This is a genomic window from Candidatus Hydrogenedentota bacterium (assembly GCA_035416745.1).
Classification (GTDB): domain Bacteria; phylum Hydrogenedentota; class Hydrogenedentia; order Hydrogenedentales; family SLHB01; genus UBA2224.
On record DAOLNV010000047.1, the window covers coordinates 22,729 to 40,951 of the forward strand.

The window sequence follows — 18,223 nt, forward strand, 5'->3', positions numbered from 1 at the left end:
CAGTCCTCTTTCGGGGAAACCCGGGCAGCGCCGGGGATCAGTACACGGGAGTGCACCACGACCGGTATTTGTCTACCTTGCCCATGACCACCTGGAAATAGAGTTCTTGAAGCTTGCGCGAAATCGGCCCGGGCTTCCCGCCGCCAATGAGACGCCGGTCCACCGACCTCACCGGCGCTACCTGCGCCCCCGTGCCGCAGAAAAACACCTCATCGCAGACGTACAGCTCGGTTCGGGCTATTGGCCGTTCCACCACATCGATGCCCAGTTCGTTGCGCGCCAATTCGATTACGGTGTTCCGGGTGACTCCCACAAGGATGTCCGCGGTCGGCGGCGTTGTAATCAACTGGCCATTCATGACAATGAACATATTCATCGCGCTGCCTTCCGCGACGCTTCCGTCCTGGCGCAAGAAGATTGCCTCATCAAAACCGGCCTGCTTCGCTTCGGTCGCGGCCAGCGACGAATTCACGTAACTTCCGACACTCTTGGCACGGCTGGGAATTGCGTTGTCCGAAAGACGCCGCCAAGAGGAGACAACCACGTCCAGTCCGGATTCAATGTCGCAATACTCGCCCAGCTTGATTACGTAGCAGCATAGGCGGCTCTCTATGCCGCTCAGACGAGGCCCCAGAGATAATTCGCTCTTGTAGCAGATAGGACGAATATAGACGCCTTCCCGGAATTTGCTCCGCTTCACCAATTCGACGCAAATCCGCGACATATCGTCGGGGGTTTCCGGGACCTCCATGCACATGATGTTGAAGTTCCGAACCATGCGGTCAATATGGTCCGCCAACCGGAAAATCAACACGTTATCCTCGCCCGGCGAATAGTAGCCGCGAATTCCTTCAAAGAGACCGGTGCCATAGTTGAAGCTATGCGTCATAACGCTGACTTTGGCCTCCTCAACCGGCACATAGCGGCCTTCGAAATAGACAAATTGCCCGGGCTCCATCAACTTGCTCATGTCATTTCTCCCGCGTATCTACACCAGATACATATGAATCTTCATGGTTCGGGTTACCTTTTGAACGCACATACGAGGCCACGCTTGATTGACCCGAATCCATGCGCACGTGTGGCGAGCTGGTGGGGTGTCCCCCAACGTGTTCATCAGCTTACGTATGCGGAACGCCCTTAAGTATCGCCCGTCAGGCCGCCAGGATGCAAATACGCGCCCCCCCGGTCAATAAACGCGCGCGCGGCCCCTACTCATAGTATCGTCCCCCTGCTGCCGCCGCGCATGCTTGCGCCGTCTGACCCGCGCGTGACCTTTTGTGCGGAAGCGGCGGTTCTATCCGCGGTGAACAAGCAGGCGCATCCTAAACGGTCCGTGCGCGCGAACCGGCTCAAAAATAGAGTCCCCTCCTGAAGGCGCACTAAGGCCCCAGGAGGGAACAGAGATACCAAGACGCCTTCGGCGTCTACCCACCAAAATCAGAAATCGATGACCGGAGCGTCAAAGGAAATCCCGAACGGCTTGAGAATGGTGTTCACGAACAAGAAAAGGCTGCCGATCAAGCTGTTAACGAAGCACTCCGCGAAATTAATCAGACTATCCATGGTACTTTCTCCTTCTTCCCCAACGCTAAACACTACTCACCCAGACATATCACGCTACAATCGGCAACGCCAGACATTACACACTCTGGAACGCTGCCGGAGGTTCCTCGTTCGCAGGCACGTGCAATAGCCGCATACCTTTCCCCTCCTCCTCCCCCTATTGCATGCCTTCCACTACCATGGCAAAGACATTATCACTTTATGCGAAGCCCTGTCAAGAAATATTGAGGGGCCCTCAAAAGGCGCCTGTGCGGCCCTGCGCCCATCGCTGAAACTTTTAAAATGCCCTTCTAAAAGGCTAGACTAACCGGGTACCATGAAAAGAAGAATACCGTAACATGGCCAACCGCTATTTGCAGGAGGAACGCGATGACATCCATGACCTCTTCGGGACTTGCCTTGCTGGGCGGAACCCCCGTGCGAGGCGTCGACAAGACATGGCCCTCGTGGCCGGTTTTCGATGACACCGAACGCCAGGCGCTGCTCGAGGTGTTCGACAGCGGCAAATGGTGGTATGGAGAACGCGTGAAGCGCTTCGAGGGGGAATTCGCGGCGTTTCAGGATGCGGCGTACTGTGTGACCGCGACGAGCGGCACCACGGCAGGAGAGGTCCTCCTTCAAGCTATCGGGTTAGAACCCGGCGACGAAGTAATTGTTCCGCCTTACACGTTCTACGCAACGGCAAGCATGGTGGTGCGCAAAGGCGGCGTGCCCATATTCGTGGATATTGACGACTCATGGTGCATGGACCCCAATCTTATAGAAGCGGCCATAACGCGCCGCACCAAGGCCATCATGCCCGTGCATCTGGGCGGCCGCGTTTGTGACATGGACCGCATTAACGCTATCGCCGCCAAACGAGGGCTGTTGGTGCTCGAGGATGCCTGCCATTCCTGGGGCGGCAAATGGAAGGGAAAAGGCACGGGCGCGCTCGGTAAGGCCGGCATCTTCAGTTTCCAGGCGTCAAAGAATATCAATGCGGCGGAAGGCGGCGCGATCCTGAGCGATGACGAGGAATTGGCTGAGCTCTGCCGGTCTATCACGAACTGCGGACGGTCCAAAGGAGGAGCGTGGTACTCCCATCCCAACCTCGGGACCAATGCGCGCCTGACCGAGTTTCAGGGGGCGATCTTGAGCGCACAGATCGCGCGGCTCGAAATGCAAACGCTCACCCGGGAAAAGAATGCGGCCATTTTGAACAAAGAACTGGCCAAGATCGAGGGGCTTACCCCCCAACCGGGCGACAGCCGTATGACGCGCAGAGCCTATCACCTGTATTGCCTGAGGATTGACCCCGAAACGTTCGGCGTTTCTCGAGACAAGATGATCGAAGCCGCTCGGGCGGAAGGATTGCCCCTCATCAGTGAAGGGTATGCCATTCCGCTCTACGAACAGCCATCTATAAAGAACGCCAAAGACGCGCCTGACTACTCGAAACAGGAGTGTCCCGTCGCGCGCGACATCTGCACGCGCAGCGGGATCTGGATCGGCCACTCGGCTCTCCTGGGTTCGGAAGAAGATATGCGGGACATCGTCGCCATCTTCGCCAAAGTCAAAAAACACGCGGAGGCCCTGAAACGGGCGTGAAAACCAACCCAGCACCGGAAAACGGGACAGAGACTCCCGAGACGCCTGCACGAACGGTGACGTGTCCTCACTGCCGGTATGAATACCCTGCGCGGGAGCGTCGCTGTTCCATTTGTGGCTATCCCTGGCCATGGCTGGAGAGCGAAAACGTTGGCAGGAAAGAGGGTTGACGTCCATCCGTTGCTTTGCCCCGAAGCCGGGACTTCTGATATAGTTAAGTTGGCTGTGACGGGTGGCCTTTTCGACCCGCTGCTTTTTCCCAAAGGCCTCGCGCCAAACATCGGGTTTTGGTGTGATAACAGCGCGGGAAACCCTTCCGAACAGGGAGCATTCAGCCCGGATTGACGGGGAAGAGAGGAAATTTGCAATGCCTTCACTTCAGAAGATTCTGACATATGCCGTAAAACACGGCGCTTCGGACGTGCACCTGACGGTAGGGAGCCCGCCGGCAATACGCCTGGACGGCATCATCCGGTTCGTCGGCGAAGACCCAATTACCAATGACGACAACCTCGGGTTTCTCGACGAAATCATGATGCCGGAGGATAAGGAGCGGTTCTTGCGCACAGGGGATTCCGACCAGGCCCTCAGCTTCCCTGGGCTGGGCCGGTTCCGCGTCAACGTTCTCAAGCAGCGAAATTCAGTCGGCATTGTGATGCGTCACGTGAAGGCCAAGATCCCCAGTTTCGACGAACTGAATCTCCCCCCTGCGATCGAGAAACTGGCGCAAATGCACCGGGGTCTCGTCCTGATAACGGGAACCACCGGGAGCGGTAAGTCGACTACGCTTGCCGCCATCATCGACAAAATCAACACGGAACGCAGGCTCCACATCGTCACGATTGAGGATCCCATCGAGTTCCTTCACTCGAACAAAAAGAGCATTGTTACCCAGCGGGAGATGCACATCGACACGCATGACTTCCATACGGCGTTGCGGGCCGTCATGCGTGAAGATCCCGATGTTATCCTGATCGGCGAGATGCGTGACGCCGAGACCTTTCAGGCGGCCATGGCGGCCGCCGAAACGGGGCACCTTGTATTCAGCACCCTTCACACCACCAACGCCATGCTCACTGTGGACCGCATCGTCGACCTCTTTCCGTCGAATCAGCACACCCAGATCAGGTCCCAGTTATCCCTGCAACTGCGCGCCTGCATTGCGCAGCGCTTGCTCCCGAGCGCCGACGGCGTCGGCCGCGTCCCAGCGGTCGAGGTCATGTTCAATAACCCGGCTATCGCACAGTTGATCAAAGAAAATAACGTGCGGCAGATTCCCAACGTGGTCGCGGGCGGAAGAGAAGACGGGATGCAGACTTTCAACATGAGTCTCTACGACCTTATCAAGCGGGGACTCGTCACCGAAGAGCAGGGCATGACGGCCTCGGATAACCCCGATGAGCTGGCCATGAACCTTCAGGGAATCACGCTCAGCCAGGGCCGCGGCGGCATCATCCGCCGGTAAGCGCCACAAAGAAGGCGCCCATGACAGACCGTCGTGGGTGCGCAACACTCATTGGATGGAGAACCTCGGAAGCGGTGTGATCTCCCCCGTCACGGCGTCAACCCGCAGGACATGGAAGACTGCGTGGAAACGGCCTGGCAACGACCATTCATTCTCGCGTGTCAGGCAGATGAGCGCGTCGCTTCCTTGCCAGTCAAAATCGACGCAGTCGCCGTCCAGCCGGACATGCCGCGGCTCGAAATGATCGAGCGCACTGAAGACGAGATGGCCCCGAGGACGTTCCCAGGCCGCCCAGGCACCGTCGAGAGACATTTTCCCTTTCGAAATGGGGCATCCCAGCTCGACTAGTTTTCGCGCCTGCCATCCGCCGGGCGTTTTCGAACACTCGATCACCGTGCCCTCTTCGAACAGGAAACGCAGTGTTTCCGGCCCCCGAAAAGCAGGCGCCCCCACCACACCGGCCTTCTCATAAACGCATTCAGTGGTTTTCGGTGTGGAAAACATGACCCGGCCTTTCCCGTCAGTTTCCGAAACAAAGGCGCATACGCCCTCGTCACCATGGCAGGCAACGGAGCCAGGGACAGGTCTTTGAAGTGTTTCGATTGTGACAAAGGCTTCGTAGGGAGGCGCCGCCAGGATCCACCTGGCCCGGTCGCTGAACTCGAGCCTCGCCAGCAGGCGCTCATCTATCCATCCCAGAGGCTGGCTTGCCCGCCGGCCAAAAGCATCCTTTATGCCCTTGTTTTCCTCCCAGACATGCGTCTGGCCCGTCCCAAATGCCAGACGGTCTCCCGCAGGAGACCAAAGCAACGGTTCCACAAGAGGCTCCGGAAGCCGAACGTATTCCGTCCCTTTCGGAGCCGTACGGCTAACCCGGATGGCTTCCGCCTTGCCCGATTCCCATCGCTTGACCAATCCGACGGCACATTCGCCGTTGAGGCTTACGGCAATACATGTGGGCCACTCACGCCGCGGCCAGACGTTATTGGCACGCTGCACGTCGGGCATCTCGAAATAGGGGTCCAGGCACACTCCTTTTACCGCGTCACCCACATCAAATACAAAGACGCCGCCGGTGACGCCGGGCTCGACTCGGTGCAGGTCCAGCCCTTGGGCCGTGACAATGCCGAGCGTTATCGCCTCAAGCGCCGGCATGTCGCCGACATTCTTGACCGAAATCCGGACCTTGCCGTCATCCGTTCCAACGCCGCTCACTTCATAATCGCAAAAGCCGGAACGGTCGAACCAGACCCGGAAAAACTCCCCGAGGTCTTTCTCCGATGTCAGCTCTAGCGCGTGTCGAAACGCGTCCAGGGTGACGGCATTGCCGCCATGCACGCGCACCACATCCCTGACAGCCTCCCAGTAAACCTCGCGGCCTACGGTGCTTTCCAGCCAGCGCGCGATGAAGGCGCCGTCGATCTCAAGCGTTCCCGCTGACGCAGAAGAGAGCCGCGCCAGATCCATGGCGCCGACTGTGCGCAAGGGTTCCGAAAGAGGCGCGGGAAACTGCTTCTCAATGAATTCCAGCGCTGCGGCGCGTCCCCGGAGCTCTCTTAACGCCGCCCATCCGGAATAGGCCGACAGTCCCTGCAGGAGCCATGCGCCGCCATCCGGCCGCGAAGGATACCAGGAGGGCGAAACGGAATCCCCAAACCATCTGTGGGCAAGCGCCGTGGCGACAGCCACCGTGGCCGCATCGGCGCCGCCCGGCGCGTCGAAAGGCACGGCCGCGAGCCCGTTGCCAAGATACGTGGCCGTCGCCACATGCTCGCTGACTACTGCGCAGATGGCGCCGGGATTCTCGCCCAGCAGCGTGCGCAGCGCCGCTTCCGCTGACGGTATAACCGGTTCGTAGATGTCGGCGGAGGCCTCTTGACCAGGGCTGAAATAGATCTCCCACGGAATATTTCCATACGAACCCGAGCGCCGTGAGTAGTTGCCCGCCACAAGGGGCAAGCCCATACGCGCCTGCACGGGGCTCATACGGTAACTGCGCCAGCCAACGTTCCCCTTGGGCGTCTCCTCCACGTCCCCTGCCAGGCACAGGCCGCCAGGAATATCAACTGCACACTCGAAACGCGCAAAACTGGTGAAATCCACGGGATGCCAACAGGCCGGCCAGGGCAGCCAAACCTCAGCCTCATTGATATGTGCGCTTGCGAGCGAAGTGTTCTGAACGGAACCTGAGTACACGAGCTCCAGTTCAACGCGTTCACCAGCTCTCAATTGCCCGGGCAACGCCACACAAACCAGCCCGCCTTGCCGGGAAACGGAAAGAGGGTTGCCTTCACATGATGCCGACAGCGTCTTCAGTCCGGGATTCAGCAGGAAGTAAACCTGCTTGATATCCGAACCGCTGCTCTCGACTTCGAGCACGGTCTCGGCATGAAGCTCGCCGGTGTCGGGCAGTATGCGGGCTTCTATCGACTGGCTGATAAGGCGTTGGGCGGGTATTGCTCGAGCCACCCGGCCGTCGACATGTCTCTGCAGCCAATCCGGGCCATCGGGGTACCCATGCCACAGACGATGAACAAAGCAAACGGAAAGCGGCGCTATGACGAATATGCATAGCGCGCAGAGAGCCCCCGCCAGCTGTATTCGGCGTCTTCTTTTCGTGGTATTACGACCGCTCACCGTGTTCCGTACGGTTCAGCCTTTCGGTTCGATGTGGGGTGACCCGTCATACACGATCTTGACGAAATCCCCGCCGTTGAGTATCGACATCCGGGCTGCTTCGGTAACCAATTCGTTGACGCTGCTGTTCGCCGGCGTGGCGATCAGGCGTTTAGCATCGATCTCCGCAATGATTTCGCGCCGGCGCGCGAGCGCGGCGTTTTCGTCGAGACCCCGCGTCGCCGCGCGTATTCGGCCAATTGCGCCCAGGTTCGCCGCGACGGAATCGAATCCGTATCCCATAGGCTTGTATCCCGAACCTTCCCACGGGCCCAGTTGAAAGAAATCGGGGTTGATGTAATTGAAAACGGTTCCGCCCGTGCCAATCCCGCGCATGTACGAGTGGCTGACCCCGCGAAATTGATCGTTGTGCTGGAACAGGCCGGTTTTCCCGTCGCCCTCGCAGTAAATGACCAGCCCTTGTTCGTTGGGGCCCGCCCCCTCATCGGGGTACCCCAAGCCGTTTATGACCGACAACACCGCCTCATTCTCGAATACGACCCGCGCCTGAGACCACATATAACCCACATTCCCATTGGGGAAAGTGCCTTTCACGCCGTGCACCGAGACCCCCGCCGGCTTCAGGTCCGTAATGAAGTACGTCAGGTCCACGTAGTGGCAACCGATGTAAACGAAGGGGTCGGTGTTCTCGCAAGTGAACCAATTCTGAAAGTTCGAGTAGCGGTACAGGTAAGGCTCGAGCAGTTTGGCTTCCCCCATCACAAACTCGCCGAAATGGCCTTGTTCGTAGTGGCGCCGCGCGATGAGCGCGCGCCTGTCGAAGCGCTTATGGTACTCGACCCCGACAAAAAGCCCCTTTTCGCGCGCCAACTCCTCGATTTCGACCGCCTGAGCATACTTGAGCACCAGGGGTTTCACGCATAGAACATGCTGGTTGTGAGTCAGGGCCTCCATCACTACCGGATAGTGCAACTGGTCGGGCATGGCGACTACCACCGCATTGTGCCGCGGCATCCGGGCTATCACCTCTTTGTAGAGATTGGGCGCATCTTCGTCGCCTGAGCCATCCAAGGCGGGATACGGCGTGAAACCCTGTCCAGGAAATGCCTCTTCGAGCTGCGGGCTTTCTTTCAGCGCCTTGAGCGGCCGGTTGTTCAGCGCGCAAATGCTTACGCTGCCGACCATACCCAGCCGCTGCAAGTGGTAAATCGACGGCAGCAGCAAATCATTGGTGATCATGCCCCCGCCAACAATAGTTACATCAAAGGATTCTCCGACAGACATAACACTCCCCTTTCACGATGCAGCCATTCTGCTTCACGGCGGCACACGTGCGCATACGGTCAACTTGCTGAGATTCTCAACCCCTCACGAGGGTTCTTCCGGAAGCTCGGTTTCTTCGCTTGACGCTTTCGGTTTCTCGACAGGAGCTTCTGTTGCCCCAGCCGCCTCTTCCTTCTTTGGCAGAAGGATTTCAATCTTGAGACTGTCGAGCGCGGTTGTGAGATACTCGCGGAATGCATCGCCCTTCGCCTTGTTCTCAGCGGCGCGGCGGACGTTGTCTTTCACTTCATCATAGGTCAGGGTGGCCGCTGCTTCGCGGCTGTGCACCTTCATGATATGCCATCCATACTGGGTCTGAAACGGCTCACTGACCTCATCGAGAGGCAGTTCAAACATACGCTGCTCGAATTCCGGCACCATCCTCCCGCGGGGAACATCCTCGTATAGACCGCCTCTCGGGGCGGAGGACTTGTCCTGCGAGACCTCCTTCGCCACCTCGGCGAAATCCTCCTTCTTCGTCACTACGCGCTCGCGGGCTGCGTCAATGTCTTTCTTAGCCTTGGCCACGTCCTCTTCGGGGCCGTCCTTCGGCGCGAGGATGAGGATGTGCGACACATTGGCCGTCTCGGGCTTCTCCATCCGCCCGGCCGCTTTCAGTTCCTCGTAAGCTTTCTTTACCTCTTCTTCCGAAACCGAAACGTCCTTCGTCTTCTCTTCAAAGAACTTCTGTGAAACAAGCTGTTCGCGCAACTTGCCCTTGAAATCGGTTTCCGTCATCCCCCGGTCCTTGAGAATCTCTCCAAATTGCTCTGCCGGTATACGGGCTTTGGCCTTTTCGAAGGCCTCGTTGACTTCTTCGTCAGAAACCGTGGTTTCCGCCTTCTTGGCCAGCGCGTATATGGCTTTGCTGCGAATCATGGACTGCAATACGCGTTCCGCATCGTCTCTGTCGAGTCCTTCCGGCGGTTGATTCGGGTCGTGGTTGGGGTCTCTTGCCGACTGGGCCGCCTTCATCCGCATGGCGTTGAACATGGCCTGCTGGAACTCTTCACCCGTGATTACCTCGTCTTCGACCTTGGCCACAATGGGCGGGATTTGCGGTTGTTGTTCTACCGCCGCAGGCGCTGGGGGAGGCTCCGTCTCTCCCGAGAACGCCCGAAGCGGCAGGAACAGAGCCAGGCACGAAACACCAAGTACAAATGACAGCATCCACGACTTCGTTTCAAACCGTATCCGCATGATTTATCTCCTGGTCCTGGTCAGGACCGTTGCGATACCGGAAGGATTTGCGGGGGACTTGCCGATATCTTTTTTGCGTTGTACAGCACCAGCCCAGGCGCTCCTACTTATAAGGTAACCGGCTTACCGCTCTGGGCCGAACGGTAAATGGCTTCGATCAGAGCAACAGCCCGCCGCCCTTCTTTGCCATCTATCAACGGCGGCCGATTGTCGCGCACAGCTTGCGTAAAATCTTCGATCTGACGCCGATGGCCCTCGTGCGTGACGTTGGCCATGGGGTCAGAGGCCCCTGCACCCGCAGCGGCCTTGGGCATTTCCGACCGGATCGTCTCGTCCTCGGGCCGCTCGTTCTTGAATTTCCAGAAGTGCAGGTTGCCGTCTTCCAGGATAGCGCTCCCCTGGTCGCCGTGCACCTCGAGGCGCGCCGGGTGACCCGGCCAAACCGCGGTACTGCCTTCGATTACGCCCATCGAGCCATTCTCGAATTCAAGGATGGCACACGCGAGGTCCTCGACTTCGAGGCCTTTATGACCCACCAGACTGGTGCGCGCAAAGACGCTTTTGACCGGCCCGAAGAACCACAGCAGAAGGTCAATCTGGTGGATGCCCTGATTCATCAGGCAACCGCCACCGTCCAAGCGCCGCGTGCCCCGCCACGTTCCACTCTTGTAGTACTCGTCTGACCGGTACCACTTGATATACGCGTCGCCAAGTACGAGCTTCCCGAACCGCCCTTCGTCGAGGGCTTTCCTGACCAGTCTCGAGCCGTCCGCAAAACGATTCTGGAAAATGCACGCGAGTTTTACCCCGGCCTCTTCGACCGCCTTAAGGAGCGCATCGATCCGCTCGGTATTCACCTCAAGAGGCTTTTCCGAGATGATATGTTTGCCGGCCCGAGCGCATGCCATGCCGGCCTCGGCGCGCAAACCGCTTGGTATGCAAAGGTTTACAACATGTACGTCCTCACGCTTCAACAGTTCAAGATAGTCCGTATACGGGGTGGCCCCGAAACGCTCAGCTAACCGCTGCGCGCTCTGTTCAACAACATCCGAGACAGCCACCAGACGCGCCCCTTCGATCGCCTGGATAGCCTCCGCATGCATGGGCGCAATGTTGCCACATCCGATAATGCCATACCCCAAATCTGCCATGTCTATCATCCCCACCTTCTGTTAGTCCGTAACCAGCACCGTCATTCGCTTATCTGCCTGTTTCGTGGTAAATGTTTAGCGGAAACTTCTCTCATGATACGGTTTCCACAACGCATCGCCCGCTGCGCGAGAGCATCACGGAACCCGCAGCCGAGCGCGTGTATCATAGCAGATGGAACGCGCGCGATGCGACCGCACACGAGACGATGCCAGCGATAAACCCTTGGAAGAGAATGCGTTTGCCTTGACTTCACCAAACCCTGGGAGTAGCATCTTGCCCCGTATTGGCAAAACACATGTTCTCGCGCCTGTGCACAACTCATGTCACTTCGCTCACAAACAACTGACTCGCTTGGTTTTATGTCATGCTTGAGCCCGACACAACACATATTCGCCGCCCTGCCCCGGTTCCCATTCGCAAGACACTCCAGGATCGGAACATCGCACAGGAAGACGTCATTGTTGCTGCCGTAACCGACCTCGATATCGCCGGCGAATACGCAGAATCCTGGGTCGTCGCGACCAAAACCCACGTCTTCGTGTTCGCGCTGGACGACGAATTCGGCGAGCCGCTGGTGCTCAAGGAGGTCGCACTGGCGAACGTCGAAACCGTTCGGACCGACACCCGCGTGGGCTCCGGGTTCCTTGAGATCAAGGTCAATGACGTGTTCGAGGAACTCGCGCGCTTCTCAAACCGCAACGCCGAGAAATTCAACAAGATCGCCTCGCTGCTGAAGAGCCTTTCCGCCGGAAAACAGGTCTCCATGGAGAAGGGAGACGAAGAGGTCCTGGTAGGACGCTGCCAGAAATGCGGGCGGCCGGTACCTGAGAAACGCATGCGGATCTGCCCTAAATGCGTCAAACGGGGACTGGTGTTTCTGCGGTTCCTGTCACGCGTGCGGGACTATTGGCCTTACGCCACGATCGCCATGATACTGGTTGTCATGACCATTTTGATCCAGATGGTGCCGCAACAGTTGACCCGGGTTCTCGTGGACAATGTGTTCGGGGAACAGCCCGTCCCCCGGTGGCTGGGCATCTTCGCCGAAGCGTTCGGGGTAGCCTCGAAGCTTGGCATGCTGTGCCTTGTCGTGGCGACCCTCGCCCTGACCACGCTCTCAGGCGCCATCGTATTGTGGATACGCGAGAGCCTCGCTGCATGGCTGGCCAACCGCCTGGGTTACGATCTCCGGAAGGAGGTCTTCGTGAAACTCGAAGACCTGGCAGTCCGGTACCACGACACGCACCCCGTCGGACAGTTGATGACCCGGTGCAGCCAGGACATCGAGGTGCTTCAGGGATTTATCAACCAGCTCACGTCGGGGTTCGGCTACCAGATCCTGCTGGTGATCGGCGTCGCGGCGATCATGCTCGCCACCGACTGGCAACTCATGCTCTGGGCGGTCATGCCCGCGCCCTTCGTCATGATATTCACGGCGGTCTACTATCAGCGCATTATCCCGCGGTGGCGCAAGTATTGGACCTCGCGCTCGAGTCTGGCAAACATCCTCCACGGCAGCCTGAACGGAGTGCGCGTGGTGAAAGCTTTCGCCCAGGAAGCCCGCGAAGCCAAGCGTTTCGACCGCTACAGTTCGAATTTCCGCGACGCCGGCATGAGCGTCAACATGTCCGCCGCCCGATTTACCCCTTTTATCAGCTGGCTGTTCCAACTCGGCAGCTATTTTGTCTGGCTCCTGGGCGGGAAGGCCATCATTGACGCCCACGCGGCCAGCCTGGCCCGGGAGGCCGCGCAAGCAGCTACGCAATCCGCCGCGCTGATCCAGACGGCCCCCGAAGAGTTGACCCTGGGCACCCTTCTAGCGTTCCTCGGCTACCTGACGCTCTTTTACTCCCCCTTGAATGCCCTGACCCAGATGTCCACGTGGTTCACGTCGTTTACGACACAGGCTCACCGGGTGTTTGAAGTGCTCGATGAAGCGCCTGAAATCGAGGAGTCCGAGGACGCGGTCGAGATCGAGATCCAAGGAGCAATTCAGTTCCGGGAAGTCACGTTCGGCTACGACCCCCACATCCCGATTCTGCACGACGTCAGTTTCCGCGTGAATCCCGGCGAAATGCTGGGCATCGTAGGCCACAGCGGCAGCGGCAAGTCAACCACGGTCAATTTGATCATGCGCTTCTACGACCCCCAGGAAGGGCAGATCACCATCGACAACATCGATATCCAGAAGATCAAGAAGCTCTGTTTGCGCCGCCAAGTGGGCCTGGTCGCGCAAGACCCATTCCTGTTTCCCGGAACAATTGCCGAGAATATCGCCTACGGGAATCCGCGCGTCGCCCCTGAACGCATCCTTGATGCGGCCCTGGCTGCCAATGCGCACATGTTCATCACGCGCATTCACGATGGCTACGACACGCGCCTGGGCGAGCACGGGTCCGGTTTGTCCGGCGGCGAACGCCAGCGCGTGGCCATTGCGCGCGCCCTGCTCCACAATCCCCGCATCCTGATCCTCGACGAAGCCACGTCGAGCGTGGACACCATTGCCGAGCGCGAGATTCAGAAGGCCCTCGAAGCACTGAGCCTCGGGCGTACAACAATTGCCATCGCCCACCGTCTGAGCACCCTGCGCAATTGTGACCGCATCCTGGTCTTCGAAGAGGGACTGATACGCGAACAGGGAACGCACGAAGAACTCCTCGCACAGAACGGCATCTACAAAAAACTGGTTGAGATCCAGGCACAACTGACCAGCGACCGCGCCACCAGCGTCGACAACCTGAAAGCGGCCGAGGACCTTGAACGGGCTGAAGCCATCAAGCGCGAAACGCCCGCGCCCGTCTCCCAGCAGGAACGAAGCTCCGAGCGGCCACGGCCGGCGGTACCCCGGATTCGCTATCTCGACCCCAAACAGCTCCACCTGTATTCCAAAGACGAAGGTGGCATGCGTGTCGTCTATCGCGACGAGGTATACGACCACGTGCGCGCATACCGCTGCTTCCCCACCTCGTGCCCGAGCGAATTCATCGCGCTCTGGATCGGCGAATCCGCCCTCGAACACAAAGAGATCGGCATGATTCGGCGGCTCAAAGAACTGGCGCCGGGTTCCACCCTCGCCATCGGACACGAACTGACCAAACGATACTTCATCCATTACATCTCCAAGATCCTCTCCATCAAAGAGGACATCGGCTTCCTCACATGGCAGGTTGAAACCGATAAGGGAGAAATGGAGTTCCTGACCAAGAATCACGAACGCCGAACCGTCATCGAAATGGGAAACAACGGACGCATCATCTTCGACCTCGACAACAACCGGTACGAAATCGAAAACCTCGATGCCCTCCCTCCGGCCGACAAGGCCCTGTTCTTCAAGTACGTCTATTGGACGTGACCGCCGTGCCGTGGCACGTATCCAGCGAACGGTCTTACATTGATATGTGTGATGCTATGCGCGCGACATTCCGCCCGCCGGAACTGTCGTCAGAGTTGAGAGGATGGGGAGCCGCTTCGGCATAACCTACTGATTCTCAATGGCTTATCGCAATCCGGAAACCAGCCTACGGCTTCCTTGCGAAATAAGAAAACTATGATATACTACGAATAGGCGGAGTTTTCACGGATCGGGAGGACACACCGGCGAGGGACTCTACTACCCAATCATGATCAGCTTTCCAAGCATTGTGGAGGTTTCACTGCACGCATACAAACCGAAAGGAGTGACTACGACCATGCGAAAGAGGGGTTTCACTCTAATCGAACTACTGGTAGTAATTGCGATTATCGGCATCCTGGCTGCGATTCTGTTGCCCGCGTTGGCTCGCGCCCGCGAATCCGCGCGCCGCGCCAGTTGCGCCAATAACTTAAAGCAGCTTGGGCTCGTATGTAAGATGTACGTAAACGAGTCTAAAGGCGAGAGGTACCCGCCGAATCAATGCTGGCCGTGCAATCCAACGGGCGAATCTTCAGGGAATTTCACCATGGACCTGATGGTGGTATATCCCGAATACCTGACTGACGCCGCCGTGACGCTTTGCCCATCGAACACCCTGGGCACCGACGTCAAGACGGTCTATGTCGAGGCGGATAAATACGCCACAGTTCGGTGTGATCGCGCAGGAAACACCTGTCCCGTGACCATCGGCGAATTCTATCCGTGCGAGGCAGATGACCGGTACACGTCGTATCTCTACCTGGCGCACAATACAGTCTGGCCAGGCATTACGACAGGTATTGATGACGGAGCCCTGGTTGGGATGAGCGTCATGGACGCAATTGGATGGATTATCGCGAACGATCCCGACATTGTGCCCATGTTTGAAGCCTTGTACGGCGCAATTGACGACCCCATTGCCGGAGACAATGACGTGACGCGAACGGCCGATGGTACCGCCGATCTGCCTGAGCCGATCTGGCGCCTGCGCGAAGGCATCGAGCGCTTCCTGATCACGGACATCAACAATCCGGCGGGCAGCGCGCTGGCCCAGAGCAACCTCCCGATCATGGGGGACTGGGTGAGCACCGACATCGGCCAGGAATTCAACCATGTGCCGGGCGGCGCCAACTTCCTTTTCATGGACGGCCACGTGGAATTCATCCGCTATCCGGGCAAATGGCCGGTAAGCCCGCTGATGGCCATACTCCAGAGCGAAGAGGTCGGCAGTGCGTTCTAACCACGCGTGCCGGCGGGTATTCGGAAGGCGCGAGTATCTCGCTCGCGCCTTCTTTGTTTGGCATTGCGCCCTGGCATTGTCCCTATTGGCTCGCTAGTCCCCGGCCCTGTACTGGCAAACCGTCTGGATCAAGCGGCACACGTGCTCGAACGGGGTATGCCGTAGCAGGCCATGGTTCAGATTAAAAATGTGCCCGCGGCATTCTCCGGACTCGATACACGCGCGGGCGGCCGCGGTGATGGTTTCGAGGGGCCCCTCGGCCAACAGTCCGTTGTCGAGATTGCCCTGCACTACCCGGTCTTCCCCCACGATTCGCCGGGCTTCGGCAATCGTCACGGAAGAGGGCAAGCTTAAGATATTGGCGCCGGAAGCATCCAGCAGGCGCAGGTCCCGGATGTCTCGCGCGAACGCAATAGCGGGCACGGTCCCACGCAGCGCCTCGAAGACCCGTTGCTGATAGGGCAATGCGAACTCGCGGTACTGCTGGGCATTCAGCACAGGGGCGGCCGACTCGAACAACTGCACCGCGTCCGCCCCCGCGGCGATCTGCAACTTCAGGTAATCCACCGTTACATTGGCAAGTTTATCGAGCAACGCATGAGCAGATCGAGGATGCCGCGAGAGAAACCGGACGGCCTCGGACGCAGAGTCCCCGAAGCTCTTTCCCTCGAGGAGGAAAGCCGCGAGCGTGAATGGCGCTCCGGCGAACCCCAGCACGGGCATGGCTCCGCCCAGCTCCTTGCGCACCAGCCGGAAGATCTCGGGAATGAACGGCAGCTCCTCCGCCACGTCATAGGTGTGCAGCTCATCGAGGTCCGCGGTGTCTCGCAATGGGGTTTCGAGCATTGGTCCCGGACGAAACACGAACGGCGCTCCCATGGGTCCCAGCGGTGTCAGAATGTCCTGAAAATAGATGATTGCATCCACCCCGATGCGCCTGGGCAGGAGGGAGATGCGGGCAGCCCATTCGGGCTGGCGGAACAGGCGTTCGAGCGGCAGACCGGCTTCGTCCTTGAGCTTGACGTACTCGGGGTCCGTTCTCCCGGCTTGACGCATCAGCCACACGGGAGGCCGCTCGGTCCGTTCTCCTTGAGCCGCCCGCAGGAGAAGATCGTTGCGGTACCGTCCCATCAATCCACCCTGGTTACCACTGAAGTTCGCACGTGACATTGGTTCCCCTCAAAGAGTGTTTCAGTATCACCGCTTGCAGTTCCGCGTCATACAGCCATCCGGTTTCGGCTGTCTGCAGTTCCTGTGAACTGGCGACACGGGCGCCGGCGCCGTCGACGGCACGCGGTTCGGCCACGGGGGCCACGAGCGTGTGGGTAACTGGGGCATACATGTCGCCCAAGGTGAACCGGAGAAGTCTTTCCTCGAGCCGGGCGTCGTTGGTCACAATCGTCGCGGGCGAATTCAGAAACACCGGCGGTTCTCCGCCGCGGTCAATTCTGACACAGCGGATCTCCGGCGATTGGCCTCGCAGACGGAAGCCATTCAAGAGGATATTCTCGGGGTTAATGTCCGCCGGATTGGGGCGGTTCTCAACCATGTTCCACGAGTCCGGGTAACAGCCTTCGCTGGGCCACCCTGTGTACTGCTGCCGCATCGCCGACATGAGGATCCCTTCGGCAATGGCGTCCCAGCTGAAAGAATCGTCGAACTCAGCGAGATCCTGTAAGCCATAGGCATACACCAGCCCGCACCACACAACTGGGAGGCCGATCCACGAGTGGGTGTAGAACGTGGAACCGATCACCGAGATCACGTTGTAACTCATGGTTGGGATGCCGTCGATTCCCCACATGTAGATGAACGGCAGGCCCGTCCAGGCCCAATATCTCGCGTGCTCGAGATGGGACGGGTCGCCCGTGAGACGGTAGGCCTCGCAATAAGCCCGGACCGCGTACCCGGCGGCCAGAATGTCGGGTTGATACATAGGGCATTCCCACATCTGCGCGCCACGGGGCACTTCGTAGCGCTCCATCTGTTTCATGGCATCGAGGGCCTGTGCTGCAAGAGCCGGGTCTCCTGTAAGCCGCGCCGCGCGCAACACGTGCAACGCCGGCGATGCAGCCTGGCCGAGAGTGTGGCCGCCCGGCGGCCCGAGAGCGCCGTGCTTCTCGCTCGCAGGTTCCCAGACCCACAGCCCGTCTTTGCGCGCATTCAGGTGATTGTAGGCGCTCTCTTTCAAACCCTTGAGGGCGTCGGGAAGGTAGCCATACATGAATGGAAACTCGCCACGCATGATATGGCAGCCGGCGCTGGTCCATAAGCCGCGCGGGCCAACTTCATCGAGAGCGCGGCGAGCAACCAAATCTATCCGTCGCTCGATTTCAGTCACGACGTTAGGCGCAACGCCTGAAGCAAGGTCCAGCATCAACGGCACTGCATGGCCGACTGACGGCTCGCTGTTCCATCCCTGGCAATGACTCCAGCCAGGCGGGTTTTCGTGCCACACCGAGCTCAAGTAGGCTTCCCGGCAAAGCGCCTTCTCCTCTTCCCAGTCCCGCGGCGGCGCCCCAGCGCCCGGCAATCCAAACAAGTCGAACCACTGCTGCATGGCTTGAAGTACCAGGCCGCCTGAATGGGGGCCACTGACAATGCTGTCCTGCCCGTACCGTACCCGGTGATCGAGCACAAGCCATGCTTCCAGATGCAGCCG

12 protein-coding genes are annotated in these 18,223 nt (G+C 58.9%); 4 read left to right on the forward strand and 8 right to left on the reverse strand.

Annotated features, from left to right (window positions below):
- Positions 1-37 precede the first annotated feature (37 nt).
- Positions 38-970 (reverse strand): branched-chain amino acid transaminase, encoded by a 933-nt coding sequence (locus PLJ71_14190; GenBank protein ID HQM49834.1) that lies wholly within the window; start codon positions 968-970, stop codon positions 38-40.
- Positions 971-1,440: 470 nt separating this feature from the next.
- Positions 1,441-1,566, reverse strand: a complete 126-nt coding sequence (locus tag PLJ71_14195) for a hypothetical protein (protein ID HQM49835.1) — start codon at positions 1,564-1,566, stop codon at positions 1,441-1,443.
- Positions 1,567-1,935: 369 nt separating this feature from the next.
- Between PLJ71_14195 and PLJ71_14200 the strand changes: the two genes are divergently transcribed.
- On the forward strand, positions 1,936-3,153 hold the full coding sequence (locus tag PLJ71_14200) for a DegT/DnrJ/EryC1/StrS family aminotransferase (GenBank protein ID HQM49836.1): 1,218 nt from the start codon (positions 1,936-1,938) through the stop codon (positions 3,151-3,153).
- A gap of 367 nt (positions 3,154-3,520) precedes the next feature.
- Positions 3,521-4,618, forward strand: coding sequence for a type IV pilus twitching motility protein PilT (locus tag PLJ71_14205; protein HQM49837.1), 1,098 nt, complete (start codon positions 3,521-3,523; stop codon positions 4,616-4,618).
- Positions 4,619-4,666: 48 nt separating this feature from the next.
- On the opposite strand, the gene PLJ71_14210 is transcribed toward PLJ71_14205, so the two are convergent.
- From PLJ71_14210 to PLJ71_14225, 4 genes are all read right to left on the reverse strand, one after another.
- A complete protein-coding gene (locus PLJ71_14210) occupies positions 4,667-7,087 on the reverse strand; it encodes a hypothetical protein (GenBank protein ID HQM49838.1) in 2,421 nt (806 codons plus the stop codon).
- 183 nt (positions 7,088-7,270) lie between these two features.
- Entirely contained in the window at positions 7,271-8,539 is a 1,269-nt protein-coding gene (locus tag PLJ71_14215; protein HQM49839.1) for a Gfo/Idh/MocA family oxidoreductase, read from the reverse strand.
- Positions 8,540-8,623: 84 nt separating this feature from the next.
- The gene (locus tag PLJ71_14220) at positions 8,624-9,778 is read right to left on the reverse strand and encodes a peptidylprolyl isomerase (GenBank protein HQM49840.1); all 1,155 of its coding nucleotides are present in this window, start codon (positions 9,776-9,778) and stop codon (positions 8,624-8,626) included.
- 107 nt (positions 9,779-9,885) lie between these two features.
- Entirely contained in the window at positions 9,886-10,938 is a 1,053-nt protein-coding gene (locus PLJ71_14225; GenBank protein HQM49841.1) for a Gfo/Idh/MocA family oxidoreductase, read from the reverse strand.
- A 356-nt stretch (positions 10,939-11,294) separates the two neighbouring features.
- Between PLJ71_14225 and PLJ71_14230 the strand changes: the two genes are divergently transcribed.
- Complete coding sequence (locus tag PLJ71_14230; protein HQM49842.1) at positions 11,295-14,282, forward strand: DUF1854 domain-containing protein; 2,988 nt, start codon at positions 11,295-11,297, stop codon at positions 14,280-14,282.
- Between the two features lie 337 nt (positions 14,283-14,619).
- Positions 14,620-15,561: a DUF1559 domain-containing protein gene (locus PLJ71_14235; protein HQM49843.1), complete on the forward strand. Its 942-nt coding sequence runs from the start codon at positions 14,620-14,622 to the stop codon at positions 15,559-15,561.
- 93 nt (positions 15,562-15,654) lie between these two features.
- Here the strand turns inward: PLJ71_14235 and PLJ71_14240 are convergent, their stop codons facing one another.
- Positions 15,655-16,731 (reverse strand): uroporphyrinogen decarboxylase family protein, encoded by a 1,077-nt coding sequence (locus PLJ71_14240; GenBank protein HQM49844.1) that lies wholly within the window; start codon positions 16,729-16,731, stop codon positions 15,655-15,657.
- Positions 16,706-18,223 (reverse strand): hypothetical protein (locus PLJ71_14245; GenBank protein ID HQM49845.1); only part of this gene is annotated, 1,518 nt, incomplete at its 5' end. The genes PLJ71_14245 and PLJ71_14240, both read right to left, overlap by 26 nt.

Excerpts from the sequence above, each read along its gene's own strand:
- PLJ71_14195 (HQM49835.1), bottom strand. The coding sequence starts at position 1,566 with ATGGATAGTCTGATTAATTTCGCGGAGTGCTTCGTTAACAGCTTGATC.
- PLJ71_14190 (HQM49834.1), bottom strand. The coding sequence starts at position 970 with ATGAGCAAGTTGATGGAGCCCGGGCAATTTGTCTATTTCGAAGGCCGC.
- PLJ71_14200 (HQM49836.1), top strand. The coding sequence starts at position 1,936 with ATGACATCCATGACCTCTTCGGGACTTGCCTTGCTGGGCGGAACCCCC.
- PLJ71_14215 (HQM49839.1), bottom strand. The coding sequence starts at position 8,539 with ATGTCTGTCGGAGAATCCTTTGATGTAACTATTGTTGGCGGGGGCATG.
- PLJ71_14240 (HQM49844.1), bottom strand. The coding sequence starts at position 16,731 with ATGTCACGTGCGAACTTCAGTGGTAACCAGGGTGGATTGATGGGACGG.
- PLJ71_14230 (HQM49842.1), top strand. The coding sequence starts at position 11,295 with ATGCTTGAGCCCGACACAACACATATTCGCCGCCCTGCCCCGGTTCCC.
- PLJ71_14235 (HQM49843.1), top strand. The coding sequence starts at position 14,620 with ATGCGAAAGAGGGGTTTCACTCTAATCGAACTACTGGTAGTAATTGCG.
- PLJ71_14205 (HQM49837.1), top strand. The coding sequence starts at position 3,521 with ATGCCTTCACTTCAGAAGATTCTGACATATGCCGTAAAACACGGCGCT.
- PLJ71_14220 (HQM49840.1), bottom strand. The coding sequence starts at position 9,778 with ATGCGGATACGGTTTGAAACGAAGTCGTGGATGCTGTCATTTGTACTT.
- PLJ71_14225 (HQM49841.1), bottom strand. The coding sequence starts at position 10,938 with ATGATAGACATGGCAGATTTGGGGTATGGCATTATCGGATGTGGCAAC.